At 56.6% G+C, this 24,610-nt stretch carries 21 protein-coding genes; 11 read left to right on the top strand and 10 right to left on the bottom strand.

What is annotated here, in order from left to right:
- Positions 1–98: 98 nt before the first annotated feature.
- Genes M4951_RS18745 through M4951_RS18735 form a run of 3 tightly spaced genes read right to left on the bottom strand, consistent with a single transcriptional unit; the run spans position 99 to position 3,911 of the window.
- A complete protein-coding gene (locus M4951_RS18745; RefSeq protein ID WP_262023161.1) occupies positions 99–1,220 on the bottom strand; it encodes an ABC transporter permease in 1,122 nt (373 codons plus the stop codon).
- A 30-nt stretch (positions 1,221–1,250) separates the two neighbouring features.
- Positions 1,251–2,750 (bottom strand): sugar ABC transporter ATP-binding protein, encoded by a 1,500-nt coding sequence (locus tag M4951_RS18740; RefSeq protein WP_262023160.1) that lies wholly within the window; start codon positions 2,748–2,750, stop codon positions 1,251–1,253.
- Between the two features lie 42 nt (positions 2,751–2,792).
- Complete coding sequence (locus tag M4951_RS18735; protein ID WP_262023159.1) at positions 2,793–3,911, bottom strand: substrate-binding domain-containing protein; 1,119 nt, start codon at positions 3,909–3,911, stop codon at positions 2,793–2,795.
- 604 nt (positions 3,912–4,515) lie between these two features.
- Here M4951_RS18735 and M4951_RS18730 point away from each other — a divergent pair.
- Entirely contained in the window at positions 4,516–5,397 is an 882-nt protein-coding gene (locus M4951_RS18730; protein ID WP_262023158.1) for a serine/threonine-protein kinase, read from the top strand.
- A gap of 26 nt (positions 5,398–5,423) precedes the next feature.
- Here M4951_RS18730 and M4951_RS18725 read toward each other — a convergent pair whose 3' ends face one another.
- Together M4951_RS18725 and M4951_RS18720 are read right to left on the bottom strand one after the other, a co-directional pair.
- Positions 5,424–6,881, bottom strand: coding sequence for a hypothetical protein (locus M4951_RS18725; protein ID WP_262023157.1), 1,458 nt, complete (start codon positions 6,879–6,881; stop codon positions 5,424–5,426).
- 121 nt (positions 6,882–7,002) lie between these two features.
- Complete coding sequence (locus M4951_RS18720; protein WP_262023156.1) at positions 7,003–8,169, bottom strand: serine hydrolase domain-containing protein; 1,167 nt, start codon at positions 8,167–8,169, stop codon at positions 7,003–7,005.
- Between the two features lie 217 nt (positions 8,170–8,386).
- Here M4951_RS18720 and M4951_RS18715 point away from each other — a divergent pair, with 217 nt between their 5' ends.
- Both M4951_RS18715 and M4951_RS18710 read left to right on the top strand, forming a co-directional pair.
- Positions 8,387–9,856: a sulfatase gene (locus M4951_RS18715; protein ID WP_262023155.1), complete on the top strand. Its 1,470-nt coding sequence runs from the start codon at positions 8,387–8,389 to the stop codon at positions 9,854–9,856.
- A 7-nt stretch (positions 9,857–9,863) separates the two neighbouring features.
- Positions 9,864–10,175: a hypothetical protein gene (locus tag M4951_RS18710; protein WP_262023154.1), complete on the top strand. Its 312-nt coding sequence runs from the start codon at positions 9,864–9,866 to the stop codon at positions 10,173–10,175.
- A 75-nt stretch (positions 10,176–10,250) separates the two neighbouring features.
- On the opposite strand, the gene M4951_RS18705 is transcribed toward M4951_RS18710, so the two are convergent.
- Positions 10,251–10,895: a hypothetical protein gene (locus M4951_RS18705; protein WP_262023153.1), complete on the bottom strand. Its 645-nt coding sequence runs from the start codon at positions 10,893–10,895 to the stop codon at positions 10,251–10,253.
- Positions 10,896–11,173: 278 nt separating this feature from the next.
- Between M4951_RS18705 and M4951_RS18700 the strand changes: the two genes are divergently transcribed.
- Positions 11,174–11,434: a transposase gene (locus M4951_RS18700; protein ID WP_262023152.1), complete on the top strand. Its 261-nt coding sequence runs from the start codon at positions 11,174–11,176 to the stop codon at positions 11,432–11,434.
- Positions 11,435–11,867: 433 nt separating this feature from the next.
- On the opposite strand, the gene map is transcribed toward M4951_RS18700, so the two are convergent.
- Entirely contained in the window at positions 11,868–12,665 is a 798-nt protein-coding gene (gene map, locus M4951_RS18695; RefSeq protein WP_262023151.1) for a type I methionyl aminopeptidase, read from the bottom strand.
- Positions 12,666–12,743: 78 nt separating this feature from the next.
- On the opposite strand from map, the gene M4951_RS18690 reads away from it, so the two are divergent.
- From M4951_RS18690 to M4951_RS18670, 5 genes are all read left to right on the top strand, one after another.
- Positions 12,744–12,902 carry a hypothetical protein gene (locus M4951_RS18690; RefSeq protein ID WP_262023150.1) on the top strand — a complete coding sequence of 53 codons (159 nt, stop codon included), beginning with the start codon at positions 12,744–12,746 and terminating at the stop codon, positions 12,900–12,902.
- A 98-nt stretch (positions 12,903–13,000) separates the two neighbouring features.
- Complete coding sequence (leuS, locus tag M4951_RS18685) at positions 13,001–15,838, top strand: leucine--tRNA ligase (protein WP_262023149.1); 2,838 nt, start codon at positions 13,001–13,003, stop codon at positions 15,836–15,838.
- 79 nt (positions 15,839–15,917) lie between these two features.
- On the top strand, positions 15,918–16,475 hold the full coding sequence (locus M4951_RS18680) for an inorganic diphosphatase (RefSeq protein WP_002654792.1): 558 nt from the start codon (positions 15,918–15,920) through the stop codon (positions 16,473–16,475).
- Positions 16,476–16,605: 130 nt separating this feature from the next.
- On the top strand, positions 16,606–17,898 hold the full coding sequence (locus M4951_RS18675; RefSeq protein WP_262023148.1) for a glucose-1-phosphate adenylyltransferase: 1,293 nt from the start codon (positions 16,606–16,608) through the stop codon (positions 17,896–17,898).
- Positions 17,899–18,015: 117 nt separating this feature from the next.
- A complete protein-coding gene (locus M4951_RS18670; RefSeq protein WP_262023147.1) occupies positions 18,016–18,423 on the top strand; it encodes a hypothetical protein in 408 nt (135 codons plus the stop codon).
- 29 nt (positions 18,424–18,452) lie between these two features.
- Here the strand turns inward: M4951_RS18670 and M4951_RS18665 are convergent, their stop codons facing one another.
- The 3 genes from M4951_RS18665 to M4951_RS18655 all read right to left on the bottom strand — a co-directional run bounded on the left by M4951_RS18665 (position 18,453) and on the right by M4951_RS18655 (position 22,022).
- Entirely contained in the window at positions 18,453–20,378 is a 1,926-nt protein-coding gene (locus M4951_RS18665) for a hypothetical protein (RefSeq protein WP_262023146.1), read from the bottom strand.
- A 94-nt stretch (positions 20,379–20,472) separates the two neighbouring features.
- A complete protein-coding gene (locus M4951_RS18660; RefSeq protein ID WP_262026939.1) occupies positions 20,473–21,519 on the bottom strand; it encodes an SDR family oxidoreductase in 1,047 nt (348 codons plus the stop codon).
- The gene (locus tag M4951_RS18655) at positions 21,519–22,022 is read right to left on the bottom strand and encodes a DinB family protein (protein WP_262023145.1); all 504 of its coding nucleotides are present in this window, start codon (positions 22,020–22,022) and stop codon (positions 21,519–21,521) included. Before M4951_RS18655 ends, M4951_RS18660 begins: the two co-directional genes overlap by 1 nt.
- A gap of 390 nt (positions 22,023–22,412) precedes the next feature.
- On the opposite strand from M4951_RS18655, the gene M4951_RS18650 reads away from it, so the two are divergent.
- Both M4951_RS18650 and M4951_RS18645 read left to right on the top strand, forming a co-directional pair.
- Positions 22,413–24,071 carry an HD-GYP domain-containing protein gene (locus tag M4951_RS18650; protein WP_262023144.1) on the top strand — a complete coding sequence of 553 codons (1,659 nt, stop codon included), beginning with the start codon at positions 22,413–22,415 and terminating at the stop codon, positions 24,069–24,071.
- A 40-nt stretch (positions 24,072–24,111) separates the two neighbouring features.
- On the top strand, positions 24,112–24,606 hold the full coding sequence (locus tag M4951_RS18645; protein ID WP_262023143.1) for a hypothetical protein: 495 nt from the start codon (positions 24,112–24,114) through the stop codon (positions 24,604–24,606).
- Positions 24,607–24,610 lie beyond the last annotated feature (4 nt).

The raw sequence follows: 24,610 nt of genomic DNA, 5'->3' as shown, positions 1-24,610 counted from the left end.
GTGCCATTCGGGTCAGACCCCAATTACGCGGCGTAATTGGGTCTGACCCCATTTTTCTGCGACCTTTTTCTGTGACCCACAATCTAACGCGTACCTATTTACGATGGGGACGCGTTTTGTTTTTCTAGCAGCGCCGCTTCTTGGCTGGCGCGACGCCGCGCGATGATTCGCCGCGCGATTTCGTCGGCGATAACGCCGATCAAGATTACGCCGCCGACTACGGCGAACTCCAGCTCTTGGATCGACCACATTTCGATCGAGTTTTGCAGTACCCGCAAAATCGCCGTGCCGATAACGACGCCGATGATCGAACCCTCGCCGCCGCGCAAACTGCAGCCTCCCAGCACCGCCGCGGCGATCGCGTAGAGTTCGTAAAAATTGCCAAAGGTGCTCGGCATGACGCTGCCGATGTCGATCGAAAACAAAACTCCGGCGACGCCAGCCATCGCGGTGCAGATCATATAGCTGATGATCACCATCGTATCGGTCCGCACGCCGCTATAGCGCGCCGCCTGTTCGTTCTTGCCGAGCGCTTTCAGATGGCGACCGAAAACGGTCCAGTTCAAAAAGATCGCGGCGATGATCGCGATCGCCGCCAGATAGAGAATCGGCGGGTGAAGCGGGACCCAGTCGTACCAATCGAGCGCGATTCGTTCCCCGGCGTCATTCAACGCGAAGTGTCCCGCTTGATCGCCGCGGCTGGGGAGCCACTTGTGGAAGCTCCAATAGCCTTCGTTAATCCAAGGGAGAAACGGAACGGGAATACTTCCCCACTCGTAGTTGATCAGGTAGCTGAGACGCTGGAAGCCGCCGACCGAACTGCCGCCGGCCGATGCGCGGGCAAGTCCGCGCAAGATCAGCAGACCACAAAGCGTGACGACAAACGGCTGCAGTTTTAGCTTGGTGATCAGCAAACCGTAAACCAATCCGAGCAACGTCGACATCACCAACACCGTGGCGATCGCCGCTGCAGGCGGAAGATTGTACTGCGCCATCAGCACGCCGAACAAACAACCGACCAGCGCCAACATGGAACCGATCGAAAGATCGATTCCCCCGGTAATGATGACAAACGCGACGCCGATGCCCATCACGCCGTACAGCGAAGTCCAACGGATGATGTTCGCCAGATTTCCCGGTTCGACGAATCGTGGACGAAAGATCGCGGTGACGACGCAGATCAGCACCAGCAAGAACAGCATTCCCCAACTTTTATTCATTCAGCAGCCCTTGTGTCGTCGGATGATTCGCTAGGTTGTCGCTGCGCTCGATACGCCGGTCGCTAGTCGCATGATCGCCTGTTCACTCAGTTGCCCACGCTCGAGCTGGCCGGCGATCCGTCCTTCGTGCATGACCAAAGTCCGGTCCGACATGCCGATCACTTCTTCCATTTCGCTGGAAGCGAAGAGAATCGCCACGCCTTGATGCGCGAGCGTTTCCATCATCTCATAAATTTCGTGCTTCGCGCCAATATCAATGCCGCGCGTCGGTTCATCGAGCAGCAATACCTTGGGCCCCATCGCGAGCCATTTGGCGATGACCGCCTTTTGCTGGTTCCCCCCCGAGAGGAACTGAATGATTTGATCGGGCCCCGGCGTCTTGATCCGCAGCTTTTCGATCATCTCGCCGGCGATCGATTTTTCCCAGCGGGCAGGTAACAGGCCAGCAGTGGAGGCCCGCATCAAACCTGGCAACGTGATGTTCTCGCCCACCGTCATCTCGATCACCAAGCCGTCTTGTTTACGGTCTTCAGGAATCAGGAACAGCCCAGCGGCGATGGCGTCGCGAGGACTTCGCAGTCGAACCCGCTTTCCGGCGACTTCGACCGACCCCCCCACGTTGCGTCGAACCCCAAATAGCGTTTCCAGCAGTTCCGTCCTGCCGGCGCCAACCAGACCGGCCAGACCGACGATTTCGCCTGCTTTTAGTTCTAGATCAATCGGGAAAGCGGCCTTCCCCTGCACGCGTACTTCCTTTGCCGATAGCACTACTTCGCCAGCTGCGTGCGGCACATGCGGGAAAAATTGATCGAGATCGCGTCCCACCATCAGGCGAACCATTTGTTCGTGCGTGATCTCGTCCCGTGCTAGTTCGCCGGAGTTTCGCCCGTCGCGCAGCGCAACGACGCGGTCGGCGACATGATGAATTTCGCTTAAGCGGTGCGAGATATAGACGATACTGACCCCGCGCTGGCGCAGGGTGTGGATCACGCCAAAGAGATTTTCGACTTCACCGGTTGAGAGGCTGGACGTCGGTTCGTCCATGATTAGCACCTGCGCGTCTGACGCCAGCGCCTTGGCGATTTCAACCAACTGTCGCCGCCCGATCGAGAGCGACGCCAATGACGTTGTCGGCGGAATATCGAGCCCCACTTGTTGCAACACTGCCGCTGCGCGGCGATCCATTTCGCGACGGCGTAAGAATCCGCAGTTCCGCGGTTCTTTGCCCAGAAACATATTCGCCGCAACATCCAGGTTGTCGCACAGATTCAACTCTTGATGAATGAGCGCGATTCCCTGTTTCTCGGCGTCGCGGACGGTGCGAATCTCCACCGCGCGACCGTCGATGCAGATTTCTCCTTCGTCGGGGGTTTGAATCCCGGCCAAGATTTTCATCAACGTGCTTTTGCCGGCCCCGTTCTCGCCGATCACCGCGATCGATTGGCCAGCGGCGATCGACAGGCTGACGTCTTTGAGGGCCTGTACGCCGGGGAAGCGTTTCGAGACATGGCAGACTTCGAGCAGCGGCACGCGAACGCCTTTCGTACGAGAGCAGGTAGTTGCGGGCCGTGCTTACTTCGGCGCCGACTCGGCCGACGATGCTGCGGCGGCTTCGGCTCCGGCGGCGTATTGCGGTGGGATCGGCTTGTCGAGCAATTCGTCGATCACTCCTTGGCTGCGCTCTTGGGCGTTTAGTTGCTCGAGCTTGCCGACGAAGATTGCGACTTCGCCCCCGTCGGGGATCGCTTCTTTCACCAACTTGCCAACAGCGCGCCCCGCCAAATAGTTGCCGGTCCCAATATAGAACAAACGATTTGTATCGGGAGCGTCGCTGTCGTGACAGATCACTTTCATCTTCTCGCAAGCGCGATTGATCAAGTTCCCCTGATTCTCTTTGTCGATCGGCGACAGCGCGAGACCTTGGCAATCGTCATTCAGCTTCCGCTCGATAAAACGCTTTTGCTCTTCGGCGCTGGCGGTCGGCGGATGATAGACGTCACATGAAGCGTTAAAAATCGGCTCGGCGCATTGCACGCCTCGTTCGGCCAGGGTCCAAAACGGATCGACCGTGTTGGTTAAAAACGCCAAGCTCACCGGTTCGCTGGTGTCGTAGTCATCACGCGCGGCGGCGGGAGCTTTCCCGTCGCCGGCCATCATCTGTTCGATATCGGATTTGAACTGCGCGGCGTCGGCGGGACGAATCACTCGATGCGGGATATAGATGATTTCGCTCTCGGGAACATCGACCTTTTGACCGCGAACCAGCGCCGATAGATATTCGACTGATTTGAAGCCAAACAAAAATGGCTGCTGCACGACGGTGCCGAAAATCTTTCCTTCTTCGATCCCTTTCAGGGTCTCAATATCCTCGTCAAAGCCGACGATTTTGATGTCGTCCAGTCTGCCGGCATTCTCGACTGCCCGCAAAATGGTGGGAGGATTGTAGGCGTAAAGGCCGACCATGCAGTTTAAATTTGGATATTTCGAGATCGCGGCTTCGGCATTTTGCTTGGCGCGGTCATGATTTCCGCTGTCAGAGCGCAGGTCGAGGATCGTGTACTTGCCGTTGGAGAGGGGGAATTCATTCTTGACCGCTCCACCCGAAGTGCCCGAGGGGTTTGACGGAGAATTGCATCCGACTGCGGCCGAAGCGGCGATGGCGCACGCCTTCAGGAAGAGACGACGTTTCATAAAGCTGGCCTAAAGCGGAAGAGGGGGACGAAGGAGCAATCAAAAGCAGGCAAGTCGCTATTTTAAGGTGACATCGGTGCAGAGGCAACTGACGCACAGCAAAGCGACAAGTAATGTGTCTTAATGCCCCGTTACGATCCCGTCATTCGGAAACGCGCAGAAAAAAACGCACGTCCCAAAGGACGCGCGTCGGGATTTCGTATTTCCGCAGTGAACCCGGAGGGCCGCTGGGAAGTCGAAATAGATAACTTAGTTGGTGGTGTTAGCCGGCGGAGGAGTCGTCGGGGGTTCCGACGGCGCACAACCGACAAACGGAGCGGCCAAGGAGGCCAGCACCACAGCAACCATCAACGTCTTCATGATTTTCATCTTGCGTAATCCTTCTTCAAATTGAGCGTTTTCCACGTATGTGCCAGTCTACTGAAAGGCATTCGGGTACTCAACTACGCGTTTTTTTCCCCTGCGTGGGTTCATAAAATTTAGAACGGTAAAATCGGCGCCATCAGGCTAACAAGATTCGCCGACGCTCCATCGTGTAATTCGGTCGCGAAGGCCGACAATTAGATACAAGGTCTTTCACCTTCTTCCCCTTCCGCAGATGCTCATGCAGCCGACAGTCGTCCATCGAAAACTTCGCACCCCCGCGCGCCTGTCGGTCGTGGGAGACTGGCGCATCGGTAATCTGGTCGCGCGAGGTTCGTTCTGCGATGTCTCACGAGCCCAGCCCCTTGGCGGTAAGGGAATCGCGTGGGACTACGCGATTAAAACGTTACGACCCGAATATGCGGCCGATCCGTTAGCCTTGGAAATGTTACGGCGCGAAGTCCGTGTTTCGCAACAGGTCGCTTCGCCCCGCCTGGCGACGGTGCTTGCGCATCAGATCGGCGGTAGTGAAGAAGCCTATCTGGTCTTCCCTTATCTGACCGGCGTGACCCTTCATCAATTGGTTCCCCGCCGTGGTCCGTTGGCTGCCAGGATTTGGATTATTCGCCAGGTGGCCGAAGGCCTGGCTGCGCTGCACGCCGCCGGTTGGCGTCATGGCGATGTGAAACCGGAAAACGTCATCATTGACGCCAGTGGCCGAGTGACGCTGATCGATCTCGGTTTCGCGACGCAAATTGGCGTCGATGAAGTTGACGCGGTGCAGTACCAAAAGGGAACGCCGCGTTATATGGCGCCGGAGCTGTTCACCTCGACGCTGGCCGCCTCCGACGCGAGCGACTTGTATAGCTTGGGCGTGATGGCTTTTGAACTGTTATCAGGGCATCGGCTGTTTGATACCGTTGATCTGGCGAAGATCGTCGCCGCCCACAAATCGCAGACGCCGCCGCCGCTGCGCCGCTTCTTGCCGAATGCTCCGGCGGCGCTGGCGACTTTGATCGCCAGGATGCTGGCGAAAGACCCGCTCCGCCGTCCCGAGACCGCCGATGATGTCGCCGAGCGACTCCGCAGTCTGGAGTTTGAAACGATCGGCATGGTGGGCTAAAACGGTCGGTTCGCTCGACCCCGGCGTCACCGCGTGACGTCGGCTTTCTCGTGACGGCTCAAGACAACGACGCGATGCGCCGTCAGGTGGGGCCGCGTGAATTCTTTGGTCGCCGAGACTTGCCCATACAGACCGACCTTCTGTTTCTGGTAACGTCGCAAGTTGATCCCCGGCGACGGCGTGACAAACTGCAGTACGTTGCCGTCTGCGTCGGTCAGCGCGAATGGCGGAGTATAGCGGGCTGAGTTTTTCGCCGATGACGCGCGTTTGATGACCGGCATTAACCAACCTTCGCCGTCAAAACGAGGATCGTGATCGCCGGCGCCGATATAGACGCCGGTCCCAATCGGATCCGACTTGTCGCTCTGGGCTGTCGCATCGCTCGTCAGATTGGCCGAAGCGACGTCAACCGTCGGTTGGTCGGTAGAGGTAGTCGCCGCGATCTTTGACGCTTCGCGCTTGCGCGTTTGCAGTTGGGAGAACTCTTCAATTTTTTCCACCATCACGAGCGCTTCGCCTCGTTCGAGCGGAGTCGCGCCGGTGTATCGCAACTGCTGGGCCGCCGCTTTTAAGGAATCAAACTGCCACTGATCGATCGGCATTGAAACCGTCTTGGTCAACTCCGCTTCTAACCACTGGATCGAGGCGCGAAAGTCGCCGCCAAAATCGGGCATCGTCGCTGGCGCTGCGATTGTTCTGCTAGACGAACCGGGAACCATCGCCACGGCGCTCGCTTTGGCGTGATTCAGCGGACCAGGCGGAAGGCTTGGCGTCACCGGGATCTGCGTACTCGGCTGAGCGGCGACGAATTGCGTGGTGCTGTTTTTTACTGGTTGGGGTTCGGGATCATCGATACTCCAGGGAGAATCATCGGAGCGTTTGCTCCAACCACCAGCCGATGCGTTCATCTGCGGCTCCGGCGTGGTGCTGCCGGCGGCGGCCGTCGCCGAAGCTTCTGGAATCTTCCCTGCGGTATCGGCTTTGATCCAGCGAAACTCGCCTGCTGGCGGCGCGATCTTGATCCACTTTTCGACTTGGCCGGTCTCGGCGTTCAGCGACTGTCCGCTGCCGAGCGTCTGCACGACTTCGCCCCGCATGAGACGAACATGAGCGGCGTCGCGGCGCTGTTCGAGTCGGCTGCCGATAAAGCAAGGGGCCTCGTCGCGCGAAGCTTCCATCAGGTTCGGTTTGTCGGTCGCGATCAGCGCGTCGGCCAAGATCCAGCTGAAACTGCCGTGCGGCGGTCGAATCGCCAGCCAGCCATTCTCTTCTTCGGCATAGATCTCAATTTCGGCGCCTTCTTCTAAGAAGTCACACACGTAGTATTTTTCGCCGGGACCGCTGTAGATGTCCGATACCTTCGCGGTGATCACGGCGCGCTCCGGCGTCGGCGCAGCGGCGTGCACGACGGTTGCGAGCAGCAGCTGAGCCACACAAGTTGCGGCGAAGCGAATCAGCGTAATGCGAGCGATTGGTAGTTTCATCGAATCAGCCCAGCTAGCGCAGTTTCCCCCCTGCGTAGATGCACTGTGGGGAATACCTGATTCGACCCCGCGGTTCAAGAGCGATAGAGTCGAGTGCTAGCGGGCCTGCGCCGACGAGCGATTACTTTGCAGGCGCCATCTCTTTCAGCAAAGCTTGGGCGATGATATTGGCCGCTTGTTGACCGGACGGTGTCGCTTGCAGGTTGGTCATAATAATCAGCGTGTGTCCGGTGTTCGGATCATGTCCCATAAATGATTGATAGCCCGGCAAGGAGCCGTCGTGTCCAAGCATCGGGCCCATTTTCGCAATGCTGAGACCATAGCTGGCGCTCATTGGATCATCAGGATTGATGGTCCGAATGCTGTCGATCTGTTGCTTATGTATCGCAGGCGACAGCAGTTTTCCGCCAACCAAAGCTTCGACATACGTCGCCAAGTCTTCCGCCGTCGAAATCGCTCCGCCAGCCGCCCAGGTCCACGACGGATTCGCGTTGGTCACATCGCTGGGAAGCAGCTTCCCTGCGAGAGCTTGCTTCTGTTGCGCTTCTGTCAAATCCGGATTAACGTTCGTGCCAAACAAGTAGCCATGCGCGAACGGAGGGGGCAGTTTATTATCTTCCCGGGCTGGAAGTAGCGTGTGCGTCATCTTCAGCGGTGCAAAGATTCGCTGCTGATACGCTTTCTCCAACTTCATTCCGGTCAAACGCTCGGCCAACACGCCCAGCATCACGAAGTTAGTGTTGGAATAGAAGTATTCGGTTCCTGGAGGGAACATCGGTTTCTGCTCGATTCCCATTTGAATCAAAGCTTCCGGCGTGAAGGACTGCTCCGGATGTTCGTCGAGGATTCGATTGAACGATTTCAGTTCGCTGTAGGTGGGAATCCCGCTTCGCATCGAGAGCAAATCGGCGATCGTGATTTTGTCCCCTTGAGGAACATCCGGGAAGAATTGCGAGACTTTGTCGTCCAGCTTCAGCTTACCGTCCTGAACCAACTGCAAAATCACGACGCCGGTCATCGTCTTGGTATTGGAACCGATCCGAAACGACATATCGGTTTGCATCGATTGTCCGGTTTTTAGGTCGGCGACCCCAAACGCTTGCAACCATTGCTGGTCCCCTTGCCGCAAGAGCACGATGGCCCCGGGAATCGCATTGTCTTTTAAAAGTTGCTCCACGGCGCCAGCGAGTTTCGCTTGGTCGGCAGGCCATTGGGCATGCACGTTTGCGCTAAAAAAGCAGACGAAAAGCGAAGCGATCCCGAGTGAGCAATTTCGGAAAATGTCCATGAGCTAGTTACCATTTCGTTGGTCAAGCAGTTCGTTCCATGCCCAACTATAGGTTACAAAGCTCCGATCCCCACTCAGGTAAGGAAGATTCGTACGAGAACAGTGTGCCGATATAACCGCTTGCGCTCGGCTCTCCAGCTTTTCGCGGCGATTGTAGAGATTAGAATGGCGATGTTCCCATCTCTTCCTTGTTGATCCCTTCCGGGAGACTCCCCCCATGTCTCGCTTTTGTACGTTGGCCCTGTCGATGCTCGCCGCGGTCTGTTTCCTCTCTGCAGCGACCGCCGAAGATCGCCAGCCGAATATCTTGTTCATCGCGGTTGACGACTTGCGAACTGAACTCGGCTGCTATGGCGATTCTCAAATCCACAGTCCGAACATCGATCGGCTAGCCGCCGCCGGAACTGTATTTACTCGCGCCTATTGTCAGCAGGCGGTTTGCTCGCCGTCACGCACCAGTTTGATGACCGGACTTCGGCCAGACTCTACCAAGGTCTACGACCTGAAGACCCATTTCCGGAAGAATGTGCCGGACGTCGTGACTTTGGGGCAGCACTTCCAACAGAATGGTTATTACAGCGTCAGCATGGGGAAGATTTATCACGGCGGTTACGACGACCTGCCGACCTGGAGCGAACCGGCGCGCAAGCCGAAAGGGGGCTCTGGTTATGTGCTGGCCGAGAACCTGCAAACGATCACAAACAAGCGAAACGCCGCGAAAGCGAAGGGGATGAGGGGGACAAAGTTAAGTCGCGCCTCTCGCGGACCCGCGACCGAAATGGCCGACGTCGTTGATAACGCCTATACTGACGGCGCCGTCGCCGACCTGGCGGTCGAATCGCTCCGAGAATTAAGCCAACGAGACGAGCCCTTCTTTTTGGCGGTCGGTTTTGTGAAACCGCATCTGCCGTTCAACGCTCCCAAAAAATATTGGGATATGTACGACCCGGCGAAGATTGAGCTGGCGGCTAATCCGTATCCGCCCAAGAACGTGCCTTCGTACGCGCTGACCAGTTGGGGCGAGATGCGCGTCTATGATGGGATTCCGACCAAGGGGGATCTGTCGCCAGAAAAGGCCCGCGAGTTGAAGCATGGATACTATGCCTGCATCAGCTACACCGACGCCAACGTTGGCAAGCTGCTGAACGAACTTGATAAGTTGAAGCTGACCGACGACACGGTCGTCGTGCTGTGGGGAGATCATGGCTGGAAGTTGGGCGAGCACAATGGTTGGTGCAAACATACGAATTTTGAAGAGGACGCGAACGCGCCGTTGATCATTCGCGCGCCGGGGCAAAAGTCGCCAGGCGCCAAGTCGACGGCGTTGGTCGAGTTTGTCGACATCTATCCAACCCTTTGCGAATTGGCCGATCTGCCGACGCCGCAGCATCTAGAAGGAACGAGCGCCGCGCCGCTGTTAGATCAGCCGGATACCGATTGGAAAATGGCCGCGTTCAGCCAATACCCGCGTGGTCCGATCATGGGCTACACGATGAAGACCGATCGCTATCGCTTCACTGCGTGGAAGAACAAAAAGAATGGCAAAGTGGTTGCGACCGAACTGTACGACCACCAGGTCGATCCGGCCGAGAATGATAATGTCGCTGGGCGGACGGAGAACGCGGAGTTGGTCGTCCAGTTGCAACAACAGTTGGATGCCGGCTGGCAAGCGGCCAAGCCGAAATAGAACCAGCATGAAGACCGCCGCTATTTACGTCTCGATCATCTTTGCGCTAATGGAAGTCGCCATCGGCGCTGGCTTGATCCTCGGTTTTGGTTTTGGCGTTATCAGCATGCAGGGAACGGAGGTAACGATCCACTGGGATTCGTCCCCTTCAGGCCGAAATCCTTATGATCGAAATGACGTACAATTCCACAACTTTTATGCTACGACATCGATCTACTTTTTCGTCGCGCTGCTGACAGTTCCTCTCGCGCTGCTCGCAATTATCGCGACGGCGCTATTCAGTCGAAGTTCTAAACGGGAGAGTCAGCATAAAGCATAAAAATGGGGTCAGACCCCCATTTTCGCCGCGAAAATGGGGGTCTGACCCCATTTTTATGCTAGGCGTCGTAGCAAGCTACGCTGCGATTCGCTTTTGCTCACTCGCCGGCAGTCCCATCTCGCTGTGCAAATCGGCGAAGAGTTGCGCGAGCGCATTCGTGCTTTTTCCCCAGTCAAACATTTGACCGGCGATGTCGGTTTCGGCGCCGACGAAAGCTCCCTGTTCAAATCGAACGATGGAGATCCTCAGCACGCCCTTCATCGCCAGTATGGACGAGGGGAATTCGGCAGTCAGTAGACAACCTCCGTCGCCTTGTTGTACTTCTAGGATCGGTTGGCCGTGCTTGGCCAAGCTGCAAACAGCGCGAGCAATGACGCGACCGATGGGCGCGGCGATTTCCTCGGCTCGTTCTTTGCCGGTTCGAACGCCCACTTTGGCCCACATCGGTTGAACGACTTCGGCCAGGCCCGAATAAGAGATCGGTGAGTCGATCACTTTGTCGCAGATCGCCAGAAATGTCTCAGCCGACATTCCCTTTTTTGCGTGCTTCGCATGGCTAGCGATGACGTCACGCACCTGGGTGACGTTGACGATCGCCTCGTAGCGGACATCGTTTTCCCAGTCGTCGGTCTGCGGTGCGGACTCGACGGCTTGTAAAGGATGACCACAGTGGGAGCAAAACTTGCCTTGGGCCTTCGACCCACACTCGCAGCAGAACATCCTTGTTCTCCGTGCTAGCAAAAAAGGAAATAACGCTTCGCCAGATTTCTATTTCCATCGGCAAATGGAGGGGGAGAAGTGAACCGCCGTAAAGAATAAAAAAAGGGGGTCAGACCCCAGTTTCGCGGCGAAATTGGGGTCTGACCCCCTTTTTTTATTGGCCCCCGCATGGTGTTGATTGAGCGGTTGGAGGCCGGTAGATTGGGGGGGTGCCACGAGCCAAACGATACTGTCCTGCCGGAGAAGTCTTTCACGTGCTTAATCGTGCGGTGGGTGGCATGACGTTGTTTAACAAACCGATCGACTACGAAGCATTTTTGCATGTGGTGGACGATACCTGGGAGATCGTGCCGCTCCCGATCTTCGCGATGGCGATCATGCCCAATCATTGGCATTTCGTCGTACGGCCCGAGGATGATTCGCAAGTCAGTGAATTCTTTAAACGCCTCTCCAGTACGCACAGTATGCGTTGGCATGCTCACTACGAAACAACCGGGTCCGGCCACTTGTATCAAATCGTTTCCCGTTTCGACGGATGATTACTTCCTTACCGTCATTCGTTATGTCGAACGAAATCCGCTCCGAGCTGGACTGGTAGATTCCTCGCTTCATTGGAAGTGGAGTTCTGCTTGGTTTCGCCAACAACCGCGAAGCGAACGTCCATGTTGGCTTTTTGATCCGAGTGATCCACCACTACCACGTGAGCGGAGAAATTGGCTAGATCAGCCACAAACCGAAGCGGAAGTCGCCGCTATCGGAGAGTGTATTCGCAAAGGCGCTCCCTATGGAAACGATAATTGGAAAGCGGAAAGCGCCGCGAGACTTGGTCTCGCGACAATGAAACGTCCGCGGGGCCGACCAAAGAAGGAGAAACAATAACCAGCCACTGCCAAACGCATTCGTCCTACAAAACAAGCCGTCGGCTATTCGCCGGCGGCTTTCTTATTTTTCTTCATGCTTGATGTTGGCCGCTTAAAACTGATGCCCAATTTGCGGGCCGTTCTTTGTCAGCGTCAGGATCTCGGGCCCGGTTTCGGTCATCAGGATCGTGTGCTCGAACTGGGCGCTCAGCTTGTTGTCTTTGGTGCGAACCGTCCAACCATCGCGACGATCGAGGACCGTCTCGTGCGTGCCGAGGTTGATCATCGGTTCGATCGTGAAGCAGACGCCCGGCATCAGGAAGACATTGTGCGTGGCGCGGGTCGGGACGTGCGGAATCGACGGTTCTTGATGGAACCGACGTCCCAACGCGTGGCCGACGTATTCTTCGACGACGCCGTAGCCATGTTTTTTCGCTTCGGCGACGACGGCGCGGCCGATGATCGCGACGCAGCACTCCGGCGTGATCGCGGCGATCGCGGCGTGCATCGCATCGAAGGCGCATTGCGTCACGCTACGGGCTTCGTCCGAAACTTCGCCGATCAAGACCGTTTCTGACTGATCGCCGTGCCAGCCGTCGACGATCGACGTGATATCGACGTTGACGATATCGCCATCCTTCAGTTCATAACTGCCAGGGATGCCGTGGCAGATTACTTCGTTGACGCTGGTGCACGAGCTTTTGGGAAATCCGTGATAACCCAAACAAGCAGGGACGTGTCCATGATCCAGCGTGTATTCGTGGATCAGGCGATCGATTTCCCCGGTTGTGATTCCGGCTTGAACGTGGGGACGGATGAAATCCATCAGTTGGGCGTTAAATTTGCCCGCTATGCGCATGGCGTCGCGATCGGTGTCGACCAGCCTTAAGTTCCTACGACCATCGAGCATGAAGGATTGCCTTCCAAATTTTTTCAGTGGGGGGCGAAATCGAACGTCGCACAGGCCCAGCGACATGATTTAGTAGATATGAAGAAGTTTAACAACGACCCGGCCGTCAGCCTACGCATCGGCCAACAATTCTGCGACGAAAAGATCGATCCGCAAGAAGATTTCGACCAATTTTCGGTCCCTGCCGATTTTGCCGATCAGCGGCCGTCGATTGCGATAAATCGGGCAAAGAATTAGAATCACGGCTTTCTTGGCGGTTGGCGAAAGCCGAACAAAGATAACGGCTTACGTACAGAACTGCCGCGCTGACGCTTCCCAAAAACCACGATAGACAGATGCCTCGCTACAATCCCGCCGAAATCGAACCTAAATGGCAGCAATTCTGGGAAGAAAAGCGAACGTTCGCGACGCCAGAAATGCCGACCGGCGAAAAGATGTACGTGCTGGACATGTTCCCCTATCCCAGCGGGGAAGGTTTGCATGTCGGTCATCCCGAAGGATATACGGCGACTGATATCGTCTGCCGATATTCGCGCATGCAGGGCAAATGCGTTCTGCACCCGATGGGGTTTGATGCGTTTGGATTGCCGGCCGAAGAGCACGCCATCAAGACGGGGACCCCCCCGCGAGTGCAGACCGAAAAAAATATCGCTAATTTTACCCGTCAGCTGAAGATGCTCGGCTTTAGCTACGACTGGGATCGCCAGTTGGCGACGACCGATGTTGCCTATATTCGCTGGACACAGTGGATCTTTTTGCAGGTCTACGATACCTGGTACGACCGTGAGCAACTGAAAGGGCGCCCGATCGCCGAGTTGCCGATTCCGGCCGATATCGCGGCCGAAGGCGCCGAGGCGGTTCGCCAGTATCAAGACGAGCATCGTCTGGCTTATCTGAACGAGGCCCCGGTCAATTGGTGCCCGGCGCTGGGGACCGTGTTGGCCAACGAAGAAGTGATCGACGGCAAAAGCGAACGCGGCGGTCACCCGGTGCAGCGAATTCCGCTGAAGCAGTGGATGATGCGGATCACCGACTACGCCGATCGATTAGAGAGCGATCTGGAGGGGCTCGATTGGTCCGAAGGGATCAAAGCTCGCCAACGCAATTGGATTGGCCGCAGCACCGGCGCCGAAGTCGATTTTTACATCGGCGCGGCCGACAAGTTGACTGACTGGAAAAAGTCACGAGCCGCCGGCGGATTCCCGCGTAAGCCAGGTGACAATGTCTTGCGCGTCTACACGACGCGCCCCGATACGCTGTTTGGCGCTACCTATATGGTGATCGCGCCGGAACATCCGCTGGTCAACGCGCTGACGACCAGTGAGCAATCTGCCGCCGTCAAAGCTTATTGCGACAAAGCGGCCAGCAAGAGCGATCTGGAGCGAACGGAACTGGCGAAAGAAAAGACCGGCGTCTTCAGCGGCTCGTACGCGATCAATCCGGTGAATGACGAAAAAACGCCGATCTGGATCGCCGACTACGTATTGATCAGCTATGGCACCGGCGCGATCATGGCCGTGCCGGCGCATGATGAGCGCGACTTTGAATTTGCTCAAACGTTCGATATTCCGGTGATCGCCGTGGTCGATCCGGGTGAGTCCAAAGAGGTCGATCGCGCTGAAGTATTAGCAGGCAAAGTCTGCTCGACCGCCGAAGGCGTCGCGATCAACTCAGGGCAGTACGACGGCACGCCGACTTCCGAATTCAAAGGAAAGATCGCCGCCGATTTGACGGCCGCCGGGCTCGGGAGAGCAGCGGTGAATTACAAGCTGCGCGATTGGCTCTTCAGCCGACAGCGTTTTTGGGGCGAGCCGTTCCCGATTCTCAAAGAGTTGGACGCCGACGGTGAGCCGAACGGCAAGATCTTGCCGGTTCCGGTCGATCAATTGCCGGTCAACTTGCCCCCTCTAGAAGACTTCAAGCCGATTGGTCGACCCGAGCCGCCGTTAGAAAAGGCGCCGCATGATTGGCTGTATCCCGTCATCGACGGAGTGAAGTACAAGCGCGAAACGAACACGATGCCGCAATGGGCAGGTTCGTGCTGGTATTACCTGCGCTTTATTGATCCAGCCAATGATCAAGTTTTGATCGATCGCGAAAAAGAAAAAGCCTGGATGCCGGTCGACTTGTACATCGGCGGCGCCGAACATGCCGTGCTCCATCTGCTGTACGCGCGGTTTTGGCACAAAGTGCTGTTTGATCGCGGCGTGGTCAGCACGGCCGAGCCGTTCCAGAAGCTGGTCAATCAGGGGATGATTCTGGGCGAGCTGGAATATACCGGTTTTCAAACCGCCGATGGTCGCTGGGTTTCGCACAATAAGACGAAAACCGACGCTGCTGGAGAGCGGATCGACGCCAAGACGAGCGAGCCGGTTGCGGCCGTCAAGTTGGAAGCGGAAGCTGTCGAGAAGCAGGGAGATTCCTTCGTCCTGAAGACCGACGTCAAGGTGAAGATCGACGCCCGCGCGATGAAGATGTCGAAGAGTCGCGGCAACGTGGTGAATCCCGATGTCGTGGTGAAAGAATATGGCGCCGACAGTCTGCGTCTTTACGAGATGTTCATGGGGCCGCTCGAAGCGACCAAGCCGTGGAGCATGGCCGGGGTGAGCGGCGTGCGGAACTTTTTGGATCGCGTCTGGCGCTTGATCGTGGACGACTTCGCCGAGACGACGACGTTGCTTGCTGCGGTTCAGGATATCGAACCGACGGCCGAGCAAAACAAAGTGATCCACCGGACGATCGAAGCGGTGACGCGAGATCTGTCGAGGTTGGAGTTCAACACGCCGATCGCGCGGATGATGGAATTCACCAACTTCTTCACCAAAGAAACGGTGCGTCCCAAGTCTGCAATGAAATCATTGGTGCTGATGCTTTCGGCTTATGCGCCGCATATCGCCGAAGAGTTGTGGGCCGTATTGGGCGAGCCGGAGACGCTCGCTTATCATCCTTGGCCCCAATTTGATGAAAAGTTTACGAAGGATGACGAAATTGAAATCCCGGTGCAGATTTTGGGCAAAATTCGTAGCAAAATCGTCGTAGCAGCCGATATTTCTAAGACCGACTTAGAGCAAGCCGCTTTGGCCGACGAACGAATCCAAGCGCTGATCGTAGGAAAACAGGTTGTAAAAGCAATTGTGGTCCCTGGCCGCTTGGTCAATTTTGTCGTCAAATAAGCGAACTTGATCGCCGCCATCGGCGGTCGATCGCACCCCGCCCATTTTCTTCTCTTTTAATTGACAATTAGGACGAACGATGACGCACTCTTGGCACGACGTCAGCCCCGGCCATCGCATGCCGACTGAATTTTGCGCGGTCATAGAGATCCCAACCGGATGTAGTCTCAAGTACGAGCTCGACAAACAAACCGGTTTGTTACGGATGGATCGCATTCTTTACTCGGCCGTTCATTACCCGGCCAATTATGGGTTTATTCCGCAAACCCTCGCCGATGACGATGATCCGTTGGACGTGCTGGTTCTTTGCCAAGAGCCGGTTTATCCGTTGACGTTGATTGAAGCCCGTGTTGTGGGTCTGATGACGATGATCGACAGCGGCAAGCTGGATCATAAGATCATTGCGGTCGCCGTGAACGACCCGGAGTATTCGTCGTATCGCGAAGCGGTTGATCTGCCGAGCCATCGCCGCAACATGTTGCGCCGGTTCTTCCAGGATTACAAACAACTGGAAGGGAAAACGGTCGAAGTCGACGAAATGCAACCCACCGAGATGGCGATTCCGGTGATTGAAGAAGCGCTGCAGCGCTATAGCGAGCAACGTCGCCGCGGCTTCGACGTAAAACCGTCGAGCTAGCTCGTTCCTCATCAGAACTTCTCGTTGACCGCCGCCTGCGACGCTTGCCAGAGCGGCGACGAGACTGATATGCTAGGGTGGAAAAGACCCGCCCACGGACAAACTTCTTTGAGGAATCTCGGTCGAAATTATGCGTAATGTCATCTCTCTGGTACTGGGCGGCGGTCGCGGCACTCGACTTTATCCGTTGACCAAGTACCGATCCAAACCGGCGGTGCCGCTAGCCGGAAAATATCGCCTGATTGATATTCCCCTTTCCAACTGCATCAACAGCGATCTGAATCGCATCTATGTGTTGACGCAGTTTCTCTCGGTCAGTTTGCATCGTCATATTCGGCAAACCTACCGCTTTGACAATTTCCGCGGCGGATTTGTCGAACTGTTGGCCGCTCAGCAAACCGGCAACGAATCGACCGATTGGTATCAAGGTACGGCCGACGCGGTTCGGAAAAACCTGAAATACATTCAGCAATACGGCACCGACTACGTTTTGATTCTCGCTGGGGATCAACTTTATCGGATGGACTACCGCAAGATGCTGGAAACCCACATTCAAAGCGGCGCTGACGTCACGATCGCCGGCATCCCGGTGACGCGCGAAGACGCCGGTTCGCTCGGCATCATGCGTTTGGACGATTCGGGGCGCGTGGTCGGCTTTGTCGAAAAACCGCAAACTGAAGAAGATTTGAACCTGGTTCGTATGGCGCCGGACAAGTTGGAAGCGCTCGGCGTGAAAAGCCAAGGCCGCGACTGCTTGGCGAGCATGGGCATTTACCTGTTCAATCGCGATACGTTGGTCGACGTGTTGGAAAAGACCGACTACGAAGATTTCGGCCGCGAGATCTTCCCGGCGGCGATTCGTTCGCGTCACGTTCAATTGCATGCGTTTGACGACTACTGGGAAGACATCGGCACGATTCGCGCCTTTTACGAAGCGAACCTTTCGCTGGCCAACCCCAATCCGCCGTTCAGCTTCTCGGACGAAGATGAGCCGATCTACTCGCGTGCTCGTTTCTTACCGCCGACGCTGATGTCAGAAGCGGCGATCAAGAATAGTCAGATCGCCGATGGTTGCCGCATCGGCGCCGGTTGCGTGATCGACAATAGCGTCGTCGGACTGCGCAGCTTGATCGGCGAAAATGTTACGATCAAAGACTCGGTTTTGATGGGTTCGGACTATTACGAAACCGAAGGGGAACTGGCCGATCACCGCAGTTGCAAACGCCCGCCGCTGGGCATCGGTTGCGGGTCGGTCATCCAAGGCGCGATCATCGACAAGAATTGCAACATCGGCAAAAACGTCCGGATCATCAACGATCATGGCATCGAAGATAAAGAGTACGATGTCGGCGTCACCGTGGTCGAAGGAATTCCATGCGTCGAAAAGGGCGCCCAGATTCCGGATGGTTGGACGCTGACTTAGGGCGAATCGCCGCGATGCGTAACTGCTGAAAACACCCTCTCTATCCGAGGGTGTTTTTTTATGGGGAAGGCGAAGTATCGTGAATGATCAAGAGCTCAACTTCGAGGAAAATTCACCATGTCCTACGGCCAAATGATTTTGCTGACCGCCGCCGATCCATGGGATCTCGAGCGGATCGAAGCCCACTTGTGTGCGGACTGCGAATCGGAACCCGAGGTCGGCATGCTGATTTCTGCTTTGCCCAACGGCTCGCGCTTTCTTGAATTGCAGTGGGAAGACTGGGCGATCGCGGTCGCCTATGAGAGCGGCGAACTGGTCCGGCAAGAATCGGCGGAAATGGCCCAGCATTTCGCCGAGTATCGGGACGACCAGGAAAAGCTCGCCAACTGCTCGCAGCGGATCACGGTGATGGCGACGGAAGATCCAGAGATGGAGCATTTCAACGATTTTGTATTGCTGATCGAATCGTTGGAAAAGTTGCCCGGCGCGGTGCTGTTTGATCCAGAGAATGAGACGTTTAACTAGGCGTTCTCGAATAGCACCGAAGTAGAAGTCTACTCGTGCGCGAATGCGTTATCTGGCAGCGGCTGAAACTGCTCGCCGTCAAAGAAAGTCGCCAGCGGCGCGCCATCTGCAATCGTCATCTGACGGAAGCTAAAGCGGACCGCCGGAGCGTACGGCTTTCCTTGGGTTCCGATGATCGCCACCGCTGCGCCGTTGTCGTCAGGTGAAATCTGCGAGTCGGCGATCTGCACGTTGGCCGAGAAGGGGGAGTCGCGATCGGCTTGAAAGTGATGCCACAGCATTCCGCCGGCGGTCGACAACTGCGAGCCTTGAAAATGAAATCGCAGCGGCGAAGTTCCCGCCTTGGTGCGGACCAAACCGCCGATCCCTTCGTAGTGACACCGGTCCAAGTGGACGGCGGCGTCGCCGCTCGCCGTCACGTCGACTCCGACCAGTAGCTGGTCGAATCGACAGTTGACTAGCTTCGCTTCCGGCAGCGACTGCAATCCAGCAGACGCTCTTGCTGCGGGGCGCCACGCGAGGGCGATCGATTCTGACGCCGCCGCCCCTTGCCAGCGAAACGTGCAATCTCGCAGAGTGATCGAGGAGGAGGCGACTTCCAATAACACAACTCGACTAGCGGCGGCGGTTGAGCCGGTCGCGACAAAATCAATTCGCTCCAGCGTCAACTTCTCGGTCGTCAGTCGTAATGGCGCCGTGCCGATCTCTAGGGTCGTCCGCGCGTCGTTTGCAGCCGTGAGCGTCGCTTCCGCCGCGATCGCTTGAGGAAATTGGCTCACCGTCAGCTTGCTGGGCAAAACAACGCGGCGACGATCGGCCGTCGGCATTTCGATCGAAGCCAGGTGAATATCTGGGGACGGTTTGGCGAGAACTTTGGAGACAAGCGGCTTGGCGGCGAGCGGCGTAAGCGGAGCAGGGGAGCGGATCGGCTGTTCTGGCGAAGTCGCCGCGTAGGATGGCCAGAACAACGCCCAGGCTGCAATCATCGCCGCAGCGCCAGCGGTGGCGAACCGTTGGCGTTTCTGTCGGCGGTTGGCTTCCTGGCGAAGATGAACATGCAGACAGGGCAGCACCAGCGGCGGTTCGTCAAGGTAGTTTTGCAGCAACCGTGCGTCGGCGTGATCGGCCGGGCCTAACAAGGCGAACCAATCGGCCAATTGCACTTCCTGTTTGTTCTGACGTGCGTGAAGTTCGCACAGCAGCGGATCAGCGGTCAGCGAATGAAAGGGAACGCGCGGCGCCGCGCCATGCGGAATTCCACACAAGAGTTGCCGCATCAATTGCGCGAGTTGTTTCATGTCGCTCGACTTCCGCAGCGGACTGGCCGATGGCCAGCGAATGCCGGGCAACGGGGCGCTGGTGATTCCGTCGGAACTCAGCAAGACCGTCTCAGGCGAGACGCGCCCATGCATCCGTCCGGCGGTTTCGAGCGACAGCAGTTGATGAACGAGTTGCCGCAGGATTGCAATCACTACCGTCGACGGCATGCGACCGTAGCGGGTCAGCAACTCGGCCAACGTCTTGCCAGCGGGAAGGATCGCCGCCGCCCAGTGAGAGTCTCCATTTTGTCCCGTGTCGACAATCCGGCCTCGATAGCCGGCGATCGGCGACAGCGGACGGTCTTGCAGCGGTTGCTTGCTGACTGCTAGCAGATAGCCTGACTGGCCTTCGCTGGTCGCTTCGTACCAATCGATCCCGTCCAGCGAGAGGCGCTTGCGAGAAATCAGATAGAGACCGCAACTGAGTTGCGATTCTCGCGCGGCATAGAAGAACGCGGCTTGCGTCGGAGTCAGCTGTCCCAAGTACTGCAGCGCGTCGATCCAGACGAGGTCCATCTCACGCAGCGCCGCAGGCGTCTCCTTCAGGTGTTCTTCGGCCGCTCGAAGCGCAATCGGTTCGATCCAGCCGCAAGCGGCTAGCCGCTGTGAGATTTTGGCGGGGATCGACTTAGACATGCAAGGAACCTGAACCGGACGAAGAAGCTCAGGCTAGTTGCTATCAGAATCCCGCCTTTTGGGCAATCGAGAACTGGTGCGCACCCGACGTTTCTCAGTCGAGAAAACGCGGATTGCGGTAGAGAAGTTCCTGAATCCGGTGGGGGCCCCGTTCTTCGTCAGCCGGCCGCTCGTGATGCCAATCGGCGTGGGTCGGCATCCAACAATCTTCCAGCGGCCAGGGATCGAACGGTTCGTATCCCAAATGGTCGGCCAATTTGGTCGAGTCCATGGTGACATCGCCGGCGCGCGGCGGAATGGGGCCAGCTTCGACCCGCATGCAACCCATCAAATTGTTAGGGTTATAGTCACCGACGCGATTGATGATCTGGGCGATTTGATACAAGCTCAAACGACGCGGACCGCCGGCGTGGTAGATGCCCGCCAAATTACGCCCCAGAACGTCGTCGATAACGCGATTCATGCAATCGGTGTAGGTGGGAGTGCGAATCTCGTCGTAATAGAGCGTCGCCGGTTTGTCCTTCATGAAACGGGATTGAATCCAATCGATCGCGCCGGCGTGCCCGTTGAAGCTAACTCCCATCGGCAGTGAGATCCGTAGGACCGCTGACTCGGGACGCTCCAACTGAATCAGATTCTCCGCCGCGGCCATCGTTTTGCCATAGATGGTGACCGGATCGGTCGGCTCATGCTCTAGATAGCCGCCCCCCAGCTTGTCCGAATAAACCAAGTCAATCGAAAGCTGGACGAGCCGCGTGTCGCTGTCTTCCAAAACCGACAGCAGATTGCGAACGCTTTCAAAATTGATTCGCCAGGCCATCGACGGGTCAAGCTCGCACGATTTCAGGGCGCAACTTCCGCCGCAGTTCAGCACCGCGCGAAATTGATACTTGTCAAACAGACGCTTCAAACCGTCCATGTCTTCCACATCGCAGGCGACGATGTTGTCGCCAAGCATGCGCCAATTGTTGACTTGGCGGACCCCGACGACTTGGCCGGGGTACTTCTCGGTGAAGTAGGGGAGCGCATTGTAGCCGGGTACGCCTGCGACGCCGGTTATCAGCAGCGGCAACGGCGTCTGTGACCGAATGGGCTCAGCAGACAGATTTCGTACTCGATTGCGAAGCGTATTTTGAATCATCACCAGCGGTAGTCCGCTCCCAGAAGGCGGCGAATAAGCCCAATTTGTCCGGCGTGCAGCATTTCGTGCTGGCCACACCAAAGTAGGCTGTCGAGTTTTGTGTTGAACAGGCGGTGAGGTTCTTCAGGCGGTTCAGACAACCGGGAAACGGGGAACTGCGGCAGTTCTTCCATGACCTGGCGATGAACGTGATGAAAAACCGACAATATTTCGTCGGGGCAAGGATAAACTTCCGGCTGTGGGACAGGAGTCGAACCTTTGCCGAAAACGCGCAAGAAGTCGGCGGAAATGAATGCGTCATCTCCTTCCGCCGGACCGCGCACGCGCCGCAACGCCAACCGATATTGGGCCATCGCCAAATGCCCGACTTGCCATGCGATATGCGACACCCCTTCATCGGTCATTCGATACCAATCGGCGTGATCGATTGAATCGATCAAATCGGTGGAATAGCGGCGAACGGCCTGCAGCTGATGAAGTGCGACTTCTAGCGAATTCATCATTGATATTCTCCAGCCCAAGCATTCTAGGCATCTTCATCTGGGGTAGGTAGACCTCCGTGTTGTGTCAGCATGCCGGAATTCGGGGATCCGTATCGCGGATTCTCAAAATCCCCCCTTGCAACTGGACTATTCGCAGCCAGTCGTCTAACTGACCTACCCCAGCAGCGGGTCATAACGGTATTTCGGCTGGTTCCGGCTCTCTGGAGGGTGATGCATGCTCCATGCATCTACGTCGTTCTATGAATGATTATTTACTGATCGTACTAATTTGAGTGCGAATTAGAAATCAGAAATTGCCGGCGCCATCTGCCTGACCTATGTTTCACGAGGAAAATTGCCCTCGTGTATGGGAATTGATCCGTAAGCACAGTCCGAGTCCCGGGTTTGACTATGTCCACCCTTCCAGGCGCACCCGCGCTGCCAACGAAAACGCTGGAACGTCACGCAAACTTGCATCGTCTCGAGTTAGTAAACCGAGAACTGCAAACTTGGTTTGGCGTTGACTTCACCTATTGGGATGGCGAAACCGGGGAAATGATGCGCGCTGCCGAAATGCAGCCTTCCGGCGATGAGAATTACATCTCGCCGATTGTGCGCGCTATCGCCGCCAAGAAAAAACCGGAAATTGTCGCCGAACAAGCCGGAGCTTGCATCTTGGCGATGCCGCTGGCGATGGACAGCGCCACGATCGTCGCGACGAGTCCCTTTCTGACCAGCGATCATTTCGAGTGCGGTGATGAGATCGAAGCGCTGGCGCGATTGTTGGGGACGACCGCCGTGCGCGCCGGACAATGGGGAAGAGAACAAAATCGCTGGACGACGCAAAGCTTGGAGCGGATGGCTCGCTTGCAGTTGTCAAAACTGAGCGTGGATGATGAGGCGCGACGTCTGTCGAATGAAATCGACAAAATCTCGGATAGCCTTTCTTCGACGTATGAAGAAATCAGCTTGCTCTATGGTCTGACGCAAAACTTGCGGATCTCCAGCAGCGACGAGCAGTTGGGGGATCTGGCCCTGAACTGGTTGTTGGAAGTGTTGCCGTGCGAAGGATTGGCGATCCAGTTTTTGCCGACCCGCGACGATGACGTTTCGTCGAAGGGACGGAATAAGACGAAGACGCTGAACGTCGGCGTTTGTCCGCTTCAGGCGGAAGAACTTTCCCGTTTGGTTCAGCATCTGAATCTGGGCGAGAAAGGGGCTCCGTTTGTCGCGAATCAACGAATCACGGCCCGCGAGGAATGGCCGTTCCCCAAAGTTCGCCAACTGATCGTGGTGCCGCTCGCCGAAGGGGATAACATCTTCGGCTGGATCATGGCGTTTAATCATTGCGAGAACAAAGGCTTTGGCACCGTCGAAGCGAGCTTGCTCAGCAGCGTCGGCGCGATCCTGGGCATTCACAGCGGAAATATCGAGCTCTATCGTCAACAGTCCGAATTTGTCACCAGCGTGGTGCAAGCGTTGACATCGGCGATTGACGCGAAAGATCCCTATACTTGCGGTCATAGCGATCGCGTCGCCCGGTTGTCGGTTTGTTTGGCGCGGCAGATGGGACAAGATACCGACTCGCTCAATTTGCTTTATATGGCGGGTCTGTTGCACGATGTCGGCAAGATCGGCATCGATGATAGCGTTCTCCGCAAGCCGGGCCGTTTGACGGCCGACGAGTACGAACATATTAAGCTTCATCCCGAGTTGGGGTACAACATCCTCAAAGGGTTGAAGCAGATCGAAAAAGTTTTGCCGGTCGTGTTGCATCACCATGAGCAATGGGACGGCAAAGGTTATCCGCACAAGCTGAAGGCGAACGATACGCCGTTGTTGGCGAGAATCACCGCCGTCGCCGACGCTTACGACGCGATGTCGAGCGATCGTCCTTATCGCAAAGGAATGCCGGAAGAAAAAGTTGACGCGATCTTCCGTGACGGCGCCGGACAACAATGGGATCCGGCGGTCATTAACGCCTTTTTCGCCGCTCGCGACGAACTCCGTTCGATCTTAAGTGAAGAGCGCGCCGAAATCCGGTTTGACGTCCGCGACTGGCTGAAATAAATCGGGTCGAATTGCTCGCTAGAATCTCTATACTGAGAGGATGGCGAAAAGCGAAGAAGACCGCGAAGATCTCATGCAGGAAGCGACCGCGCTGGTCCGCCGCGGAGAGTATCATGCGCCGCAGGAAGTCGAATCGGTGACGATCGGTTTTCGCACCAGTGGAGCGCTAAGTCTCTATTTTGGGCAAGACCCCGTCTACCAATTTAATGACGCTGGTCAGTTCCGTCGCGGATATATCGACGGCGAACTCTTCAAGGCCGATGGCAATCGTCTGGTCCGCATGCGTCGCGAGCGGAACGAGCAATCGACTTCTCTCGTCTCCACTCCGTTGAGCGATGTCGATCAGGCCGAGCTGATCATCAAGATGGAATGGCGCCTCAGCATGCTTGCCGAATCGATCGAAGAGGGAGAGGTCGACTGCAGTAGCGTGATCCCGGCAGGGACGGAAGTCGCCGGAGAATTCTTAACCTGGTGGCGACAACAGATGAATATCGAAGTCGCCGCCGCGCCGAACGTCGTCGCGCCAAAGGCATAGCCAC

The sequence above is a fragment of the Blastopirellula sp. J2-11 genome, from assembly GCF_024584705.1.
Classification (GTDB): domain Bacteria; phylum Planctomycetota; class Planctomycetia; order Pirellulales; family Pirellulaceae; genus Blastopirellula.
This window is presented reverse-complemented; position numbering and strand designations above follow the sequence as displayed.

Excerpts from the sequence above, each read along its gene's own strand:
- map (WP_262023151.1), bottom strand. The coding sequence starts at position 12,665 with ATGCTCGATGGTCGTAGGAACTTAAGGCTGGTCGACACCGATCGCGAC.
- M4951_RS18660 (WP_262026939.1), bottom strand. The coding sequence starts at position 21,519 with ATGATTCAAAATACGCTTCGCAATCGAGTACGAAATCTGTCTGCTGAG.
- M4951_RS18725 (WP_262023157.1), bottom strand. The coding sequence starts at position 6,881 with ATGAAACTACCAATCGCTCGCATTACGCTGATTCGCTTCGCCGCAACT.
- M4951_RS18700 (WP_262023152.1), top strand. The coding sequence starts at position 11,174 with ATGACGTTGTTTAACAAACCGATCGACTACGAAGCATTTTTGCATGTG.
- M4951_RS18720 (WP_262023156.1), bottom strand. The coding sequence starts at position 8,169 with ATGGACATTTTCCGAAATTGCTCACTCGGGATCGCTTCGCTTTTCGTC.
- M4951_RS18735 (WP_262023159.1), bottom strand. The coding sequence starts at position 3,911 with ATGAAACGTCGTCTCTTCCTGAAGGCGTGCGCCATCGCCGCTTCGGCC.
- M4951_RS18670 (WP_262023147.1), top strand. The coding sequence starts at position 18,016 with ATGTCCTACGGCCAAATGATTTTGCTGACCGCCGCCGATCCATGGGAT.
- M4951_RS18665 (WP_262023146.1), bottom strand. The coding sequence starts at position 20,378 with ATGTCTAAGTCGATCCCCGCCAAAATCTCACAGCGGCTAGCCGCTTGC.
- M4951_RS18680 (WP_002654792.1), top strand. The coding sequence starts at position 15,918 with ATGACGCACTCTTGGCACGACGTCAGCCCCGGCCATCGCATGCCGACT.
- M4951_RS18705 (WP_262023153.1), bottom strand. The coding sequence starts at position 10,895 with ATGTTCTGCTGCGAGTGTGGGTCGAAGGCCCAAGGCAAGTTTTGCTCC.
- M4951_RS18655 (WP_262023145.1), bottom strand. The coding sequence starts at position 22,022 with ATGATGAATTCGCTAGAAGTCGCACTTCATCAGCTGCAGGCCGTTCGC.
- M4951_RS18690 (WP_262023150.1), top strand. The coding sequence starts at position 12,744 with ATGAAGAAGTTTAACAACGACCCGGCCGTCAGCCTACGCATCGGCCAA.
- M4951_RS18745 (WP_262023161.1), bottom strand. The coding sequence starts at position 1,220 with ATGAATAAAAGTTGGGGAATGCTGTTCTTGCTGGTGCTGATCTGCGTC.
- M4951_RS18730 (WP_262023158.1), top strand. The coding sequence starts at position 4,516 with ATGCAGCCGACAGTCGTCCATCGAAAACTTCGCACCCCCGCGCGCCTG.
- M4951_RS18645 (WP_262023143.1), top strand. The coding sequence starts at position 24,112 with ATGGCGAAAAGCGAAGAAGACCGCGAAGATCTCATGCAGGAAGCGACC.
- M4951_RS18650 (WP_262023144.1), top strand. The coding sequence starts at position 22,413 with ATGTCCACCCTTCCAGGCGCACCCGCGCTGCCAACGAAAACGCTGGAA.
- M4951_RS18710 (WP_262023154.1), top strand. The coding sequence starts at position 9,864 with ATGAAGACCGCCGCTATTTACGTCTCGATCATCTTTGCGCTAATGGAA.
- M4951_RS18675 (WP_262023148.1), top strand. The coding sequence starts at position 16,606 with ATGCGTAATGTCATCTCTCTGGTACTGGGCGGCGGTCGCGGCACTCGA.
- leuS (WP_262023149.1), top strand. The coding sequence starts at position 13,001 with ATGCCTCGCTACAATCCCGCCGAAATCGAACCTAAATGGCAGCAATTC.
- M4951_RS18715 (WP_262023155.1), top strand. The coding sequence starts at position 8,387 with ATGTCTCGCTTTTGTACGTTGGCCCTGTCGATGCTCGCCGCGGTCTGT.